The organism is Allobosea sp. NPDC003192, from assembly GCF_050275675.1.
Classification (GTDB): Bacteria; Pseudomonadota; Alphaproteobacteria; order Rhizobiales; family Beijerinckiaceae; genus Allobosea.
In genome coordinates this window covers 112,115-128,287 of the sequence record NZ_JBNNPK010000013.1, presented here as the reverse complement: position 1 = coordinate 128,287, position 16,173 = coordinate 112,115, and the positions used below count along the sequence as shown (strand labels likewise).

Here is a 16,173-nt window from a genome sequence, read left to right as displayed (position 1 = left end):
ATGAACAATATCTGCAGGGTTCATAGCAGGCGGGGATCGCGCCAGACAACGGTTGTTAAGCCTCGCGCGGCAAGATTGCATGATGAGCGATTTCGACACCCTCCGGCGCGACTGGCTTGCCCATCTCGGCCATGAGCGCCGGCTCTCGCCGAAGACGCTGGAGGCTTATGGCCGCGACATCGACCAGTTTGCCACCTTCCTCACCCATCATCTCGATGCCCCGCCGTCGCTGAAGACCGTGGCGGCCCTGAAGCCGGCGGATTTGCGCGCCTTCCTCGGCTATCGCCGCCGCGACGGCGTCGGGAACCGCACGCTGATGCGCCAGCTCGCGGCACTGCGCTCGCTCGCCCGCTTCGGCGAACGCAGCGGCCGGCTGACCGCCGCCGCCTTCGCCGCGACGCGCGGACCGCGCCTGGGCAAGGGCCTGCCACGCCCGCTCGACGCCAAGGCCGCCGCCGCTGTCACCAAGGCCGACAGCCGCGCCGGCGAGGAGCGGCCCGATTGGGTTCTCGCTCGCGACGCCGCGGTACTCTCCCTGCTCTATGGCAGCGGCTTGCGTATTTCCGAGGCGCTCGGCCTCAAGCGCTCGCAGGCGCCGGTCAGTACCGCCGATGCGCTGACCGTGCTCGGCAAGGGCGGGAAGACCCGGATGGTGCCGGTGCTGCCGGTCGTCGTCGAATCGATTGCGGGTTATCTCGCACAATGTCCGTGGCGGCTGGCGCCCGAGGGACCGCTCTTCGTCGGCGTCAAGGGCGGCCCGCTCTCGCCCCGCATCATCCAGCTCGCGGTCGAGGGCCTGCGCGGCTCGCTCGGCCTGCCCGGCAGCGCGACGCCGCATGCGCTACGCCATTCCTTCGCCACCCATCTGCTCGGCCGCGGCGGGGACCTGCGCGCCATCCAGGAACTGCTCGGCCACGCCTCGCTCTCGACCACGCAGATCTATACCCGCATCGATTCCGCCCGCCTGCTCGCGGCCTATGATTCCGCTCATCCCCGGGCTCGGGGATAAGCCCCTTACCTTTGGTAAAATCGTCTTGATTCCGTCGCACGGACCGGCCATCAGGCCCGGCCTTCCCGAGGGAATCACATATGGCCTCAGCCGCACCAGACGTCACCGAAGACAACCAGCCGACCAGCAAGACCAACAAGCGCATAGCCCTTTTGATCGGCGTGCTCGCGCTCCTGCTCGCCTTCTCCGAAATCCTCGGCAAGAACGCCGAGCAGGACGCGCTCTCCAGGAACATCGAGGCCTCCAATCTCTGGGCCTTCTTCCAGGCCAAGACGATCCGCGGCACGACGCTGCGCACCGCCGCCGACGCGATGGAGGTCGAGCTCGCCGGCGCGACCGACCCGGCTGTGCGCGAGCGCCTGCAGAAGCGCATCGACGGCTGGAAGGCGACGATCGCCCGCTACGACTCCGAGCCCGAGACCAATGAGGGCCGCAAGGAGTTGATCGCCCGCGCCAAGGCCGCCGAAGCCCGGCGCGACATCTCCAGCGCCCGCGACGACAAATACGACATCGTCTCGGGCCTGCTGCAGATCGCGATCGTCGTCTCCTCCGCCGCGATCATCACCGGCGTTACCCTGCTCGCCTGGACCGGCGTCGGCTTGGGCGCGCTCGGGCTCGCGCTGATGGTGATTGCCGAAGTCGCGCCGACCGCGCTGTTCTAGTCGCACAGGGCGCGCGACCGCTCAGTAGTGGATCGCGCCCTTCGAACCGCCGCCGCAGGCGATGGCGTCGCCATTGATCGCGACGCTGCGCGGCGAAGCGAGGAAGGCGACGATGTCGGCGACCTCGGCCATGTCGACCAGCCGGCCGATCGTGACGTTTGCCGCCATGCGGCGCTCGACCTCTTCCGGCGCCAGCCCTGACGCCGCCACCCGGGCCGCGACCACGCCCGGCGTCTTCTCGGTCCGCGTCGTGCCGGGATGCACCACGGTGACGTTGATGCCTTGCGGGCCGAGCTCGTCGGCGAGGTTCTTGGTCAGCGCCGCCACCGCGACATTGCGGATCGAGCCGATCGTCGAGCCCGTCAGCCGCGCCGCCAGCCCGCTGATGTTGATGATCCGGCCCCAGCCATTGGCGGCCATCACCGGCGCCGCCTCGCGGGCCATCCTGAGATAGCCCATCACCTTGACGTTGACGTCGTCGAAGAACAGCGCGTCGGTGATCTCGGCGAGCTTGGGCGGCGTCGCCTGCCCGCCCGGCTTGGCGGCGGCGTTCACAAGTATATCGAGCCCGCCCAAAGCCGCGACGGTGCCGGCGACGACCGCCTTCACCGAGGCATCGTCCTGCGTGTCAACGGTGAGCCCGACGATCCTGCGACCGGTCTCCTGCGCCAGCTCGGCCGCAGCAGCGTCGAGTTCCGCCTGGTTGCGCGCGGCGATGACGACGTCGACGCCCTCCAGCGCCAATTGCCGCGCGATGGCGCGGCCGATCCCCTTGCTGCCGCCCGTAACGAGAGCGCGCTTGCCGGTCAGCATCAGATCCATGGTGAAGTCCTCTAAGGCAGGATGGCGGGGCACGCAGTTGCGACGGCCCCCGCGGTTTCGGGCGCATCCTGCGGGAGCCGCGCGGCCCGGTCCAGCGCGCCTGTCACACCCCTGCCCCGCCTCGTTTGCGAGGGTGCTTGACCAACTCATATCCCTGTGGTTATGAATTAACTCATAGCCAACGGGTTATCGATTGTGATGGCAGACGCCCACGACATGCTGTTCAGGACGCTCGCCGACCCGACGCGGCGCGCCATCTTCGAGCGCCTGTGCCGCGACGGGGAGCTGACGGTCGGCGCGCTGACCGCGCAGGCCGGTGTCTCGCAGCCCGCCGTCTCCAAGCATCTTGGCGTGCTGAAGCAGGCCGGGCTGGTGCGTGATCGCCAGGCCGGCCGGCAGACCCATTACAGCGCCCAGCTCGGCGCGCTCAGCCCGCTGATCGACTGGACCAGCCAGATGGCCGGCTTCTGGGAGGCGCGGTTCGACGACCTCGAAAATTTGCTCGCAAGGATGGATCAATGACCACCGCCACGCAGACCCGCTCCGTCATCGTCGAGCGCGAGATGTCCCACCCGCCGGAAAAGCTCTGGCGCGCCCTGACGCAGCCGCACCTGATCGCGGAGTGGCTGATGAAGAACGACTTCGCACCGACCGTCGGCCACCACTTCAACCTGCGCGGCGAGTGGGGCGGCGTGCTCGATTGCGAGGTTCTCGATATCGAGCCGAACCGGATGCTGTCCTATAGCTGGGACTTCGCCCATGACGATCCCGCCTTCAACCTGAAGAGCACGGTGACCTTCACGCTGACCCCGACGCCCACGGGCACGCTGCTGCGCATGGAGCAGGCCGGCTTCCGGCCCGAGCAGAAGCAGGCCTTCGGCGGCGCCAAAGCCGGCTGGCAGGAATTCCTGGGCAAGCTGGAAGAGCTGCTGGCCCGCGAAGCGTGAACGCTCGCCCCTGCCCTCATCTCAATAAGGAGGTTCCGTTGATCTGGAACGACGTCATCCGGCAGGGCCATCGCTGGCTTGCCCTCATCTTCACCGCGACCGTCATCGCCAATTTCGTCGCCATGGCGCTGGGGCCGCCGCCGGCCTGGATCGTCTATTCGCCGCTGCCGCCGCTCTTCATGCTGATGTTCTCTGGCCTCTACATGTTCGCGCTGCCCTACATCGCTGGCACGCGCGGCGCACGGGGAACTGGCAGCTAGGAGGAGTACAATGGGCGGCAAGACCTCGAAGACGGCAGCGAAGCCGAAAGCCGAAGGTGGGCAGCCCGTCCTGCTCTCGGGCGGCAATCCGCAGATCGCCAAGGGCTATGGCGAAGAACCGGTGCAGGCCTATATCGCCGCGATGCCGGACTGGAAGAGCGCTCTCGGCACTCGCCTCGATGCGCTGATCAGCGAGGCCATCCCCGGCGTCAGGAAAGCGGTGAAGTGGAACTCGCCGCTTTACGGCATGGAGGACAATTACTGGTTCCTCGGCATCCATGTCTTCACCAAGTATGTGAAGGTCGCCTTCTTCCGCGGCGCCGGGCTCGATCCGCTCCCGCCCGGCACCTCCAAGCAGAAGGAGGTGCGCTATCTCGACATCCATGAGGATGACGAACTCGACGAGGCGCAGTTCACCGCCTGGGTGAAGCAGGCCGCCGCCTTGCCAGGCGAGAAGATGTGACGACGACTACGAGGATATCGGCAACATGAAGCAGGTGAACGACAAGACCGGCTATGCAGCCTCGGCCTCCGAGCAAATCGATGCCCGGATCGCGGAACTGACCGACTGGCGCGGTGAGGCGCTCGCCAAGGTCCGCGCCGTCATCAGGCAGGCCGATCCCGAGGTCGAGGAAACCTGGAAGTGGCGCGGCGTCCCGGTCTGGGAGCATGCCGGCATCATCTGCACCGGCGAGACCTATAAGGGCGCGGTCAAGCTCACCTTCGCCAAGGGCGCCTCGCTCCCCGACCCCGCCGGCCTGTTCAATTCCAGCCTCGACGGCAACACGAGGCGCGCCATCGACATCCATGAGGGTGCTGCGATCAATGAGGCGGCGCTGACGGCGCTGATCCGCGCCGCTGTTGCGCTGAACACGGCCGGGAAGAAGAAATAGGCGGCGCCGTCATTGCGGGGAATTCGCGCCGCTCAGCCTGAAAAGAGCAAGTCCATCGGATATGGCAATGCGAGCATCGGCATATCGTCGCGGGCGGTGAATTTCAGGCGACGCGTCTCGATGTCGGTGTGGGAACCAAGCTCGCCGACCGCGCGACAACTGAACAGAGCAACAACATACTCAACCTGATCGCCATTCGGATAGGTATGGCGAAAATCCTTGCCGCCAAAAACACCAAGCAGCCTGGCGGTTTGCACGGAAAGTCCTGTCTCTTCGAGAACTTCTCGGCCAATCGCCTGCTCGGGCGTTTCTCCGGGTTCGATGCCTCCAGCGGGCAGGCTCCATCCTTCCCCGGATGCTTTCTCCTGCAAGAGAAGCCGTCCCTCATCATCCCTTATGACAGCAGCCACCGATGGAAGCAGTATGAGCTGCTGTCCGATCTTCGAGCGCAGGTGCCTGATGTAGTCCGATGACATAACGCTGCTCATGCCCAGCAATCTAGACGACGCAATTCCATGACACTTGGCGCTTGGCCGCCGCTGGATTGCTTCGCTACGCTCGCAATGACGCCAGAGCCGGCGGCACCCGTGGCCATTCCGGCCCCTGCCCGCGCAGCCGCTCCCAGGCCCGCGCCATTTGCAGCACGCCGAGATCGTCGAAGCGTTTTCCGGTGATCTGCAGGCCGATCGGCAGGCCGGATGCGGCCATGCCGGCATGGACCGAGATCGCCGGCTGGTCCGACATGTTGGCCGCCACTGTGAAGACGATGTGCTCGAAGGGCCGCTCGGGATCATGGATCGGCGAGGCCAGCTCGGCCGCGAAGCTCGGCACCGGCGAGACCGGCGAGAGCACATAGTCGAAGGGCTGAGCCGCCTTCAGCGCCGCATGGCGGATCGCCAGCATCTGGCTCATGCCGCGATGCACCTGCGCGCCGGTGAGCGAGCGTCCGCGCTCGGCCCAAGCGTAGATATAGGGCAGCACCTTGTCCTGTCGCTCGCGCGGCAGCGCACCGATCTCGGCCCAGGCGCGCTGGCGCCAGAAATCGTCGAGCCCGTCGAGCATGTCCTGCGTCAGGAAGGGCGGCGCCAGTTCGACGATCGCTCCCACTCTCCGAAAGGCATCGGCCGCCTTGGCGATCGCCGCCCTCACCTCCGGCTCGACCGGCAGGCCGATGCCTGCTTCGAGCTGGAGCCCAACCTTCAGCCCACGCGGCTCGCGCTCGAGCTCGGCCCAGGCGATCTCCTGCGGCGGCAGGCTCATCGGGTCGCGCTCGTCCGGCTTGGAGAGTTCGCGCATCATCAGCGCGGCGTCAGCGACGGTCCGGGTCATCGGCCCGGCGACACGGCCGTAATAGGTCGGATCGATCGGCACGCGCCCGAAACTGGGCTTGAGGCCGACGAGCCCGCACCAGCCGGCCGGCAGGCGGATCGAACCGCCGATATCGGTGCCGACATGGAAAGGACCGTAGCCGGCCGCGCCGGCCGCAGCCGCACCGGCCGAGGAGCCGCCCGGATTCTTCGAGAGGTCGAACGGGTTGCGCGCCAGCTCGTGGAAGCTCGACAGGCCGGAGGAGAGCATGCCGTAATCGGGCATCGTCGTCTTGCCGAGGATGACGCAGCCGGCCTCGCGCAGGCGCTGCGCCGGCGGTGCATCGACGGCTGCCGGGGCAAGCTCCATCGCCGCCGTGCCGAGCGGCACCGGCGTGCCCTTGGTCGCGATGTTCTCCTTGATCGTGCAGGGCACGCCGTCGAGCGGCAGCGCCTCGCCGCGGCGCCAGCGGCCCTCGCTTTCCTTGGCGGCGGCGCGGGCGCCATCGGGATCGTACGCGTAGAGCGCCTTCAGCGACGGCTCCCAGACCTCGATGCGCTGGATCACCGCTTCAGTGACCTCGACCGGCGAGAGCTCACGCGAGCGGAAGGCCCGGAGCATGTCGACGGCGCTGAGATCGGCGAACTCGATCATGAGTGGAACTCCGCATGCATAGTAAGATCAATCGCGAGAACGGCGCATCCGCGGATCAACCGCGTCGCGCAGGCCGTCGCCGAGCAAATTGAAGGCCAGCACCGAAAGCGCGATCGCCGCACCGGGGAAGATGGCGAGCCAGGGCTGCGCCGCCATGAAGGTCTGGGCCTCGTTGAGCATCCGGCCCCAGGACGGCGCCGGCGGCTGCGTGCCGAGGCCGAGATAGGACAGGCCGGCTTCGGCCAGGATGGCGAGTGCGAACTGGATCGTCGCCTGCACCACCAAGACACCGGCGATATTGGGCAGGACGTGTTGGCGCGTGATCGCCATCTCGGTCAGCCCGGCCGCGCGCGCCGCCAGCACATAGTCGAGCGCCCAGCATTGCAGCGCCGCTCCCCGGGCCAACCTGGCGAAATAGGGCAGGCTGAAGATCGCGATCGCGATCACGGCATTCATCATGCCGGGTCCCCAGACCGCGCTGATCATGATCGCCGAGAGCACCGCCGGGAAAGCGTGGCTGAAATCGGCCATGCGCATGATCAGATTGTCGAGGAGCCCGTCGCGACGGATCGCGGCGATCAGCCCGAGCGCGCTACCGATGGTCAGGCCGAGCCCGACCGCGCCGAGACCCACCGCCAGCGAATTACGCGCGCCGACCATGATCATCGAGAACACGTCGCGGCCGAACTGGTCGGTACCGAACCAGTGCTCGGCCGAGGGCGGCCGCAGGCGCTTGAGGATCGCCATCTGCGTCGGCTCATAGGGCGTCCAGAGATAGGAGATCAGCGCCATCGCGACGACGAGCCCGCCGAGCAGCAGGCCGCCCAGGAAGGAAGGCGAGGCCCACCAGCGCCGTGGGCGGGAACGCGGCGCGACCGCGCTCATGAAGCCTGCCTCAGCCGCGGATCGATCAGCCCGTAAAGCAGCTCGATCGCGAAGTTGATGAACACGACCAGCGCGGAGAACAGCATGACGAGGTCCTTGACCACAATCAGGTCATGCTGGGCGATCGACTGGAAGACGAGGCGCCCGAGTCCAGGCAAGGCGAAGACGTTCTCGATGATGATCGCACCCGCCAGCAGCACCGAGAATTGCAGGCCCAGCACGGTGACGACCGGGATCAGCGCGTTGCGCAGGACATGGCGCAGCATGGTCCGCCGCCGGCTGACGCCCTTGGCGCGCGCGGTGCGGACATAATCCTCCTGCATCGTCTCCAGCATGGCCGAGCGGGTGACGCGGGCGAGGATCGCCGCCTGCGGCAAAGCGAGCGCAACGGCCGGCAGCAAGAGCGAGCGTAGCGCCGGCCAGAACCCGGCCTGCCAGCCCGGAAAGCCGCCGGCCGGCAGCCAGCCGGCCCCAACGGCGAAGACCAGCACCAGCAGCAGGCCGAACCAGAAATTCGGGATGGCGAGCCCGGCCTGGGCGAAGACCATCACCGCGGCATCGCCGGCCCGGTTGTGGTTGGCCGCAGCGAGCGCCCCGAGCGGGATGCCAATGGCGGAGGCGAGCAGGATCGCCATCGACGCCAACGGCAGCGTCACCACCATGCGCTCGCCGATCAATTGCGTCACCGGCACTCGATAGGTGTAGCTGAGGCCGAGATCGCCGGTCACGAGCCCGCCGATCCAGGAGAAGAACCGCAGCAAGGCCGGCTGGTCCAAGCCCATCTCGGCCCGCAATGCCGCAAGCGCTTCCGGCGCCGCATTGAGCCCGAGCGTCACCGCCGCCGGATCGCCCGGCAGGATCTCCAGCACGAGGAAGATGACGATCGCCGCGCCGAGCAGCGTCAGGGCGAACGACAGCAATCGGCGCAGGAGATAGCCCGTCATCGCGGCAGCCTCAGCGCCAGCCCACCTCCGCCAGCGGCGTCAGCGGCAGCGGCCAGTCGGTCCACATGCCCTCCAGATCGGCTTTGGTCACGGTGATCTTCGGCAAGATGAAGAGGAAACCGTTCACCGCATCGCGCGCCAGCATGCGCTGGGCGTCGCCATAGAGCTTGTTGCGCTGCGCCTCGTCGACGGTGCGGTCGATCGTCTCGATCAGCGCCTTGAACTCGGGATTCCTGTACTGGAAGTAGTAGTCGTCGCGGGCGTAGTTGGCGATGTCGAGCGGCTCGGTATGCGAGATGATCGTCAGGTCGAAATCCCTGTTCTTGAATACCCGCTCCAGCCATTGCGGGAATTCGAGCGGCTCGATCTTCGCGGTGATGCCGACCTGCGCGAGCAGCGCCGCGACGATCTCGCCGCCGCGCCTGGCATAGGCCGGCGGCGGCAAACGCAGCGTGCATTCGAAGCCCTTCGGGAAGCCGGCAGCCGCCAGCAGGGCCTTAGCCTTGGCGAGATCGACCGGGTAAGTGCCGGTCAGGTCGACATAGGCCGGGTGCAGCGGCGAGAAGTGGCTGCCGATATAGTCGAGATCGAAGCCGTAGATGCCGAGCGCGATCGTCTTGCGGTCGAGCACATGCGAGATCGCCTGGCGCACCCGGACATCGCTGAACGGCGCCTTGGCGTTGTTGATGGCGAGGATGGTCTCGCCCTCGGTCTTGCCGAGCGTGACCTTGAGCTTGGGATCGGCCTTGAGCTGCGGGATCGCTTCCGGCGCCGAGAGATTGGTGAAGACGTCGATGTCGCCGGCGCGCAGCGCTGCGACCTGCGCCTGCGGATCGGAGATGAACCGGAAGACCGCCTTGGCGAGCGCGGGCTTGGTGCCCCAATACTCGTCGTTGCGCGCCAGTTCGAGCCGGTCGCCGCGATTCCAGCGCGCGAACTTGAACGGGCCGGTGCCGACCGGATTCGTCTTGTTGTTCGCCGCCGTCGCCGGGGAGACGATGATCGCATCGCCCCAACTGAGCCCGTAGATGAAATTCGCCGTCAGCTGCTTCAGCTTGATGATGACGGTGACAGGATCGGGCGCCTCGATGCTCTCGATCGGCGTGAAGATCCAGCGCTGGGCATTGGTCGAATCGGGCGCGACCGCGCGCTCGAAGGAGAACTTCACGTCGCGCGACGAGAACGGCGTGCCGTCATGGAAGCGCGCATTCGGCCGGAGCTTGAAGGTGTAGGTGAGATTGTCGGGCGCGAGCGTCCAGCTCTCGGCCAGCGCCGGTACAAGCTTGCCGGTGCGCTCCATCGCCACCAGCCCCTCGAAGATGTTCTGCAGCGTGACTTCGCGGATCGCCTGCGCCGCGCCCGAGGTCGGATCGAGCGTCGGCGGCTCCAGCGTCATGCCGATGGTGACGCTGTCCCTGGCCTGCGCGAGCGCGGCGAGCGGAAGCTGGGTTGCGAGCGCGGCAAGGCCCGCTCCCGCCAGAAGATCGCGCCGCGTCGTCATCGTCCCGCCTCCATGTCGTTGCGGCGCAAGATGGCGCGGGAGATGGGAGCGAGGCAAGTGCAGTGAAGGGCGCGGGATCCCCTCTCCCGGATGGGAGAGGGGTAGGGGTGAGGGACCGCCGTTGATTAATAGGGCGAAGCGGCGACGTTGCGCCTTCTGCGGACAGGGCAGGCCCTCATCCCTGCCCTTCTCCCACACGGGAGAAGGGTTCCCTGCGCCTCAAATTGCCAACGCTGGAAATCAAACAAAATAATCCGGATAGCTCGCCTTGAGATGCACGAGGTCGGGTAGCAGCGTGCCGAGATGCTGGCGCATCGCGACCACCGCGGCGGGAGCATCGTGCCGCCTGATCTCGTCGACGATGGCGAGGTGCTCGCGGATCACCATCGCCATCCGCCCCGGCACCGGCAGCGTCATCCGCCGGCAGCGATCGATCTGGCTTTTGGCTGCCTGGGCGAGCTTCCAGACCCCGGGATAGCCGGCGATGTCGGCGAGCGCCTCGTGGAATTCCTCGTCGGCGAGGTGGAAGTGCTCCTGGTCACCAGCCTCATGCGATTCGTGCAGCACGGCGATCGTCGCATCGAGCCTTGCGATATCATCCGCACTCGCCGTTCGCGCCAGTACCTCGACCGTGGCGCATTCCAGCGCCTGGCGGATGAACACCGCCTCGGGGATCGCGCCCGTCGGGATGCGGGCGACGAAGGTGCCGGCCTGCGGGAAGATCTCGACCAGCCCCTCTTCCTTCAGCCGAATCAGCGCCTCGCGCACCGGCGTTCGGCTCATGCCGAAACGGGCGGTGAGATCCTTCTCCGAGAGCGGCACGCCGGGCCGCAGCACCATGTCGAGGATTTCGCGACGAAGCTCGTCCTGCACGACGGAGGCGGCCGTGGCGCGCCCTGCCGACGCCCCGGCCAGACGCTGCGGCTTGCGCTCGCGGCGCGAGGCACCAGCCTCGCCTATCCCTAACGCCTCCGACATCGTCCTATCCCGGCCATGATCACTCCCTTATTGGACCACGATGCGCGCTCCGCGGCCAACCAGGGCGTACCACGGTCGGGCAGCGCATACTAGTATATTAGTATATTGACATCACCAGCGCCGGCCCTATGGTCCGGCCCGATAGAGGAAACGCCAGCGATGCTGCTGCACGACGATCGTCTTCTGCCTGCCGAACCGGTGACGCGCGGCATTGCGCGCCGCCTCTATGCCGGCGTCCGCGACCTGCCGATCATCTCGCCGCACGGCCACACCGATCCGCGCTGGTTCGCCGAGGACAAGCCGTTTCCCGATCCGGCGACGCTGTTCGTCAAGCCGGACCACTACATCTTCCGCATGCTCTATTCGCAGGGCATCAGGCTCGAGCAGCTCGGCATCGCCCGCAAGGATGGCGGCGAGGTCGAGAGCGATCCGCGCAAGATCTGGCAGCTCTTCGCCAGCAACTGGCACCTGTTCCGGGGCACGCCGACGAGGCTCTGGTTCGAGCACGCCGCCTTCTCGATCTTCGGCATCACCGAGCGCCTCTCGGCCGAGAGCGCCGACCGCATCTATGACCGCATCGCCGAGCAGCTGGAGCAGGACGCGATGCGTCCGCGCGCCCTGTTCGAGCGCTTCAAGATCGAGGCGATCGCCACCACAGAAGGCGCGCTCGATCCGCTGAATTGGCACGACATGATCCGGGAGTCTGGCTGGGGCGGTAAGGTCGTCACCGCCTATCGCCCCGACAGCGTCGTCGACCCCGAGTTCGAGGGCTTCAAGAGCAATCTCGAGCAGTTCGGCGAGCTGACCGGCGAGGATGTCACCAGCTGGAACGGCTATCTTGAAGCCCATCGCAAGCGCCGCGGCTATTTCATCGAACGTGGCGCGACCTCCTCCGACCATGGCCATGCCACGGCCCGCACCGCCAACCTGACTCCGGCCGAGTGCGAGAAGCTCTTCGCCAAGATCCTGAAGGGCAAGTACTCGGCCGAGGATGCCGATCTCTTCCGCGGCCAGATGCTGACCGAGATGGCGAAGATGAGCCTCGATGACGGGCTCGTCCTGCAGATCCATCCCGGCTCCTACCGCAACCACAACCCGCATCTGTTCGAGCAGTTCGGCCGCGACATGGGCTCCGACATCCCGCGCGGCCTGGACTATGTCTCGGCGCTGAAACCCTTACTCGACGCGGTCGGCAATGAGCGCAACCTCACCGTCATCGCCTTTACCCTCGACGAGACCAGCTATTCGCGCGAGCTCGCCCCGCTCGCCGGCCACTATCCGGCGCTGAAGCTCGGGCCGGGCTGGTGGTTCCTCGATGCGCCCGAGGCGATGCTGCGCTTCCGCGAGCTCACCACTGAGACCGCCGGCTTCTACAATACCGTCGGCTTCAACGACGACACGCGCGCCTATCTCTCGATCCCGGCGCGCCACGACGTCGCCCGCCGGATGGACTGCCACTACCTCGCCAGGCTCGTCGCCGAGCACCGTCTCGACGAGGACGAGGCTGCCGAAGTCGCCCACGATCTCGCCTATCGCCTGGCCAAGGAGGCCTACCGGCTGTGACCAGCGCTACCAAGACCATCGACGAACGCCAGGCTGCCCACCCGCGCGATGTGCGCAGCTACGACACCGAGGCGCTGCGCCAGGACTTCCTGATCGAGCGCATCTTCGTGCCCGGCAAGATCGCGCTGACCTACAGCCATTACGACCGCATGATCGTCGGCGGCGCGATGCCGGCGGCCAAGCCGCTGACGCTCGATCCGTTCCCGCCGACCGGCACGCCCTTCTTCCTGGCGCGCCGCGAACTCGGGGTGATCAATCTCGGCGGCGCCGGCTCGGTCACCGTCGACGGCGAGCGTTTCGACCTGCCCAATCTCGACGCGCTCTATGTCGGGCTCGGCGCGAAGGAGGTTTCCTTTGCCAGCGCCGATCCGGCCAATCCGGCCAAGTTCTACCTGACCAGCGCGCCGGCGCATCGCGAGGCCAAGCACCAGCTCATCCGCAAGGACGACGCCAACACCATCCATCTCGGCGCGAGCGAGACCTCGAACAAGCGCACCATCCGGCAATACATCATGCCGAACTCGACCGGCACCAACCAGCTGGTGATGGGCATGACGGCGCTGGAGCCGGGCTCGGTCTGGAACTCCATGCCCTGCCACACCCATACGCGGCGGATGGAGGCCTATCTCTATTTCAACCTCGACCCGGCCCACCGCGTCTTCCACTTCATGGGCGAGCCGCAGCAGACCCGCCATCTCCTCGTCGCCAACGAGCAGGCGGTGATCTCGCCGAACTGGTCGATCCATTGCGGCTGCGGCACCTCGAACTACGCGTTCGTCTGGGCCATGGCCGGCGACAATGTCGAATTCACCGACATGGACGCCGCCCCGGTGGAGACCCTGCGCTGATGGCGACGGCCTCGCCCTTCTCGCTGGACGGCCGCACGGCGCTGGTCACCGGCGCCAATACCGGCATCGGCCAGGGCATCGCGCTGGCATTGGCCGAGGCCGGCGCCAAGGTCGTTGCCTTAGGGCGCTCCAGCATGGCGGAGACGGAGAAGCTAATCGCGGATGCCGGCGGCACCTGCCTTTCGCTTCAGGCCGATCTCCAGCAGGAGGGCATCGCAGCGCGGGTGATCGAGCAGGCTGAGGCGCTCGCCGGCCCGCTCGACATCCTCGTCAACAATGCCGGCATCATTCGCCGCGCCGACGCGCTCGATTTCAGCGAGAGCGACTGGGACGAGGTGATGAACCTCAACCTCAAGGCCAATTTCTTCCTGGCCCAGGCCTTCGCCAAGGCGGCGCTCACCGCCGGCCGCGGCGGCCGGATCGTCAACATCGCCTCTCTGCTCTCCTTCCAGGGCGGCATCCGCGTCGCCTCCTATACGGCGAGCAAGAGCGGGCTCGCCGGCCTGACGCGGCTGCTCGCCTGCGAATGGGCGGGCAAGGGCATAAACGTCAACGCCATCGCGCCCGGCTATGTCGAGAGCAACAATACCGAGGCCCTGCGCGCCGACCCCGACCGCAACGCCGCGATCCTCGCCCGCATCCCGGCCGGGCGCTGGGGCAAGCCATCCGATATCGGCGGCGCGGCGGTGTTCCTGGCGAGCGATGCCGCAGCCTACATCCATGGTGCGATCCTTCCCGTCGACGGAGGCTGGCTGGCCCGATGAGCGACCGTCTCAACTCCTTCTTCCAGCATGATGCCGAGATCGCCTGGGAGCCGACCGAGCCCGGCGTGAAGCGCAAGATCATGGCCTATGGGCCGGACCTGATGGTGGTGCGCGTTGCCTTCGAGCAGGGCGCCGTCGGCAAGGCGCATCAGCATCCGCACCGCCAGGCTTCCTATGTCGAAAGCGGCGTTTTCGACGTCACCATCGATGGAAAAACCAGCCGGCTTTCGGCGGGCGACAGCTTCTTCGTGCCCGAGAATCTCGTCCACGGCGTCGTCAACATCGAGGCCGGGCAGTTGATCGATTCCTTCACGCCGATGCGGACGGAATTTTTGTGAGAGATCGCCGCGCCGGCCGTGCCGGCGCGGCTCCCGCCTGGGGACAAGAACGACCGGAATAAGCCGGCTATCTTTTTGGGGAGAGGACAAGACCATGTTCAATCGACGCAGTTTCTCAGCACTCGCCGGCGTCGCCTTCGCCGCGCTGCTCGCGACTTCGGCTCAGGCGCAGAACGTCACCCTGCGCTCGACCGACATCCACCCGACCGACTATCCGACGGTCGAGGCCGTCCGCCACATGGGCAAGCTGCTCGATGAGCGCACCCAGGGGCGGATCAAGATCAACGTCTTCCACTCGGCCCAGCTCGGCCAGGAGAAGGACACGATCGACCAGACGCGCTTCGGCGTCATCGACATCAACCGCATCAACATGGCGCCGTTCAACAACCTGATCCCGGCGACCAATGTGCCCTCGCTGCCCTTCATCTTCCGCTCGGTCGAGCACATGCGGAAGGTCATGGACGGCAAGATCGGCGACGATCTGCTCAAGGAGTTCGAGAAGCACGACCTGATCGGCCTCGCCTTCTACGATTCCGGCTCACGCTCGTTCTATAATTCCAAGCGCGCCATCAACACGCCCGCCGACATGAAGGGCATGAAGATCCGCGTGCAGCAGTCCGACATGTTCGTCGCGCTGGTCTCGGCGCTCGGTGCCAACGCCACGCCGATGCCGTTCGGCGAGGTCTATTCGGCTCTGCAGACCGGCGTCATCGACGGCGCCGAGAACAACTGGCCCTCCTATGAATCGACCCGCCATTTCGAGGTCTCGAAATTCTATTCGGTGACCGAGCACTCGCTCTCGCCGGAAGTGCTGGTGATGTCGAAGAAGAGCTTCGAGAAATTCAACGCCGCCGACCAGGCGCTGATCAAGGCCGCCGCCAAGGAATCGGTCGCCAAGATGCGCGAGCTCTGGGACGCCCGCGAGAAGGCCTCCGAGGCCAAGGTCAAGGCCGGCGGCGCGCAGGTGAACGCGGTCGAGAAGCAGCCCTTCATCGACGCGATGAAGCCGGTCTACGACAAGTTCGTCACCGACGCGAAGCTCAAGGAAATGGTCGCCGCCATCCAGGCGGTAAAGTGAGCTGACGACCGGGGCGGCTTTTTTAAGTCGCCCCGTTTTTCAAAGCCCTCATCCTGAGGAGCGATCGCAGATCGCGTCTCGAAGGATGCTCCAATCGCCTCCTGGAGCATCCTTCGAGACGCCGCTCAGCGGCTCCTCAGGATGAGGGCTGAGCACAAGCAACCGACATCATTTTCGGACATCCCATGCACGCCTTCACCGCGCTTCTGACGCGCCTCGGCGCCAAGCTCAGCCTCTACGCCCTGTTCACCGCCGGCGCCGGCCTCGTCCTGATGACGATCATGGTCGCCTGGGGCGTGTTCGGCCGCTATGTCCTCAACGATACGCCGATCTGGGTCGAGGCCGGCTCGCTCTTCCTGATGTCCTGGTTCATCCTGCTCGGCGCCGCCGTCGGCGTGCGCGAGAGCGACCATCTCGGCTTCGAAGTCGGCCTCGTGATGTCGCCGCCGCCGGTGCGCGCCGCGCTGATCCTGATCGGCGAGGGCCTCGTCTGCGCCTTCGGGATCGCCATGCTGGTCTACGGCACCCAGCTCGCCGCCGGCACCTGGAGCGACCGCATGCCGATCATCGGCATCTCGCGCGGCTGGGACTATGTCCCGATCGCCGCCGGCGGCGCGCTGATCGCGCTGTTCGCGCTCGAGAAGATGCTGCTCTTCGTCACCGGCGAGAAGCAGGCCCCGCTCGGCTTCGGCCATTTCGGCTCCGAGCAGGAGGTCTGA

Annotated in this window: 20 protein-coding genes; 13 read left to right on the top strand and 7 right to left on the bottom strand. The window is 66.6% G+C overall.

Features of this window, described 5'->3' with window-relative positions:
* Window positions 1-79 precede the first annotated feature (79 nt).
* Together ACQKLX_RS18425 and ACQKLX_RS18420 are read left to right on the top strand one after the other, a co-directional pair.
* Window positions 80-1,009, top strand: a complete 930-nt coding sequence (locus ACQKLX_RS18425) for a tyrosine recombinase XerC (protein ID WP_427363002.1) — start codon at window positions 80-82, stop codon at window positions 1,007-1,009.
* Between the two features lie 80 nt (window positions 1,010-1,089).
* Entirely contained in the window at window positions 1,090-1,671 is a 582-nt protein-coding gene (locus tag ACQKLX_RS18420; protein ID WP_427363001.1) for a DUF4337 domain-containing protein, read from the top strand.
* Between the two features lie 21 nt (window positions 1,672-1,692).
* Here the strand turns inward: ACQKLX_RS18420 and ACQKLX_RS18415 are convergent, their stop codons facing one another.
* Entirely contained in the window at window positions 1,693-2,493 is an 801-nt protein-coding gene (locus ACQKLX_RS18415) for an SDR family NAD(P)-dependent oxidoreductase (protein ID WP_427363000.1), read from the bottom strand.
* 198 nt (window positions 2,494-2,691) lie between these two features.
* On the opposite strand from ACQKLX_RS18415, the gene ACQKLX_RS18410 reads away from it, so the two are divergent.
* Genes ACQKLX_RS18410 through ACQKLX_RS18390 form a run of 5 tightly spaced genes read left to right on the top strand, consistent with a single transcriptional unit; the run spans window position 2,692 to window position 4,593 of the window.
* A complete protein-coding gene (locus ACQKLX_RS18410) occupies window positions 2,692-3,015 on the top strand; it encodes an ArsR/SmtB family transcription factor (protein ID WP_092162722.1) in 324 nt (107 codons plus the stop codon).
* Window positions 3,012-3,440 (top strand): SRPBCC family protein, encoded by a 429-nt coding sequence (locus ACQKLX_RS18405; protein ID WP_427362999.1) that lies wholly within the window; start codon window positions 3,012-3,014, stop codon window positions 3,438-3,440. Before ACQKLX_RS18410 ends, ACQKLX_RS18405 begins: the two co-directional genes overlap by 4 nt.
* Before the next feature lie 38 nt (window positions 3,441-3,478).
* Window positions 3,479-3,700, top strand: a complete 222-nt coding sequence (locus ACQKLX_RS18400; RefSeq protein ID WP_427362998.1) for a hypothetical protein — start codon at window positions 3,479-3,481, stop codon at window positions 3,698-3,700.
* 10 nt (window positions 3,701-3,710) lie between these two features.
* The gene (locus tag ACQKLX_RS18395) at window positions 3,711-4,163 is read left to right on the top strand and encodes a DUF1801 domain-containing protein (protein WP_427362997.1); all 453 of its coding nucleotides are present in this window, start codon (window positions 3,711-3,713) and stop codon (window positions 4,161-4,163) included.
* A gap of 25 nt (window positions 4,164-4,188) precedes the next feature.
* Window positions 4,189-4,593, top strand: coding sequence for a DUF1801 domain-containing protein (locus ACQKLX_RS18390; protein ID WP_427362996.1), 405 nt, complete (start codon window positions 4,189-4,191; stop codon window positions 4,591-4,593).
* Window positions 4,594-4,625: 32 nt separating this feature from the next.
* On the opposite strand, the gene ACQKLX_RS18385 is transcribed toward ACQKLX_RS18390, so the two are convergent.
* The 6 genes from ACQKLX_RS18385 to ACQKLX_RS18360 form a co-directional block, all read right to left on the bottom strand.
* Window positions 4,626-5,069: an NUDIX domain-containing protein gene (locus ACQKLX_RS18385; protein WP_427362995.1), complete on the bottom strand. Its 444-nt coding sequence runs from the start codon at window positions 5,067-5,069 to the stop codon at window positions 4,626-4,628.
* Window positions 5,070-5,145: 76 nt separating this feature from the next.
* The gene (locus ACQKLX_RS18380) at window positions 5,146-6,555 is read right to left on the bottom strand and encodes an amidase (protein WP_427362994.1); all 1,410 of its coding nucleotides are present in this window, start codon (window positions 6,553-6,555) and stop codon (window positions 5,146-5,148) included.
* Between the two features lie 27 nt (window positions 6,556-6,582).
* Window positions 6,583-7,440 carry an ABC transporter permease gene (locus ACQKLX_RS18375; protein WP_427362993.1) on the bottom strand — a complete coding sequence of 286 codons (858 nt, stop codon included), beginning with the start codon at window positions 7,438-7,440 and terminating at the stop codon, window positions 6,583-6,585.
* Window positions 7,437-8,384 carry an ABC transporter permease gene (locus ACQKLX_RS18370; protein ID WP_427362992.1) on the bottom strand — a complete coding sequence of 316 codons (948 nt, stop codon included), beginning with the start codon at window positions 8,382-8,384 and terminating at the stop codon, window positions 7,437-7,439. Before ACQKLX_RS18370 ends, ACQKLX_RS18375 begins: the two co-directional genes overlap by 4 nt.
* A gap of 10 nt (window positions 8,385-8,394) precedes the next feature.
* The gene (locus tag ACQKLX_RS18365; protein WP_427362991.1) at window positions 8,395-9,885 is read right to left on the bottom strand and encodes an ABC transporter substrate-binding protein; all 1,491 of its coding nucleotides are present in this window, start codon (window positions 9,883-9,885) and stop codon (window positions 8,395-8,397) included.
* A 240-nt stretch (window positions 9,886-10,125) separates the two neighbouring features.
* A complete protein-coding gene (locus ACQKLX_RS18360) occupies window positions 10,126-10,863 on the bottom strand; it encodes a GntR family transcriptional regulator (protein WP_427362990.1) in 738 nt (245 codons plus the stop codon).
* 159 nt (window positions 10,864-11,022) lie between these two features.
* Between ACQKLX_RS18360 and uxaC the strand changes: the two genes are divergently transcribed.
* From uxaC to ACQKLX_RS18330, 6 genes are all read left to right on the top strand, one after another.
* Window positions 11,023-12,426 carry a glucuronate isomerase gene (gene uxaC / locus ACQKLX_RS18355; protein WP_427362989.1) on the top strand — a complete coding sequence of 468 codons (1,404 nt, stop codon included), beginning with the start codon at window positions 11,023-11,025 and terminating at the stop codon, window positions 12,424-12,426.
* Window positions 12,423-13,274: a 5-dehydro-4-deoxy-D-glucuronate isomerase gene (gene kduI / locus ACQKLX_RS18350; RefSeq protein ID WP_427362988.1), complete on the top strand. Its 852-nt coding sequence runs from the start codon at window positions 12,423-12,425 to the stop codon at window positions 13,272-13,274. The genes uxaC and kduI overlap by 4 nt, the downstream gene beginning before the upstream one ends.
* The gene (gene kduD / locus ACQKLX_RS18345; protein WP_427362987.1) at window positions 13,274-14,038 is read left to right on the top strand and encodes a 2-dehydro-3-deoxy-D-gluconate 5-dehydrogenase KduD; all 765 of its coding nucleotides are present in this window, start codon (window positions 13,274-13,276) and stop codon (window positions 14,036-14,038) included. Before kduI ends, kduD begins: the two co-directional genes overlap by 1 nt.
* Window positions 14,035-14,376, top strand: coding sequence for a cupin domain-containing protein (locus tag ACQKLX_RS18340; protein WP_427362986.1), 342 nt, complete (start codon window positions 14,035-14,037; stop codon window positions 14,374-14,376). Before kduD ends, ACQKLX_RS18340 begins: the two co-directional genes overlap by 4 nt.
* A 94-nt stretch (window positions 14,377-14,470) precedes the next feature.
* Window positions 14,471-15,454, top strand: a complete 984-nt coding sequence (locus ACQKLX_RS18335; RefSeq protein WP_427362985.1) for a TRAP transporter substrate-binding protein — start codon at window positions 14,471-14,473, stop codon at window positions 15,452-15,454.
* 185 nt (window positions 15,455-15,639) lie between these two features.
* On the top strand, window positions 15,640-16,173 hold the full coding sequence (locus ACQKLX_RS18330) for a TRAP transporter small permease (protein WP_427362984.1): 534 nt from the start codon (window positions 15,640-15,642) through the stop codon (window positions 16,171-16,173).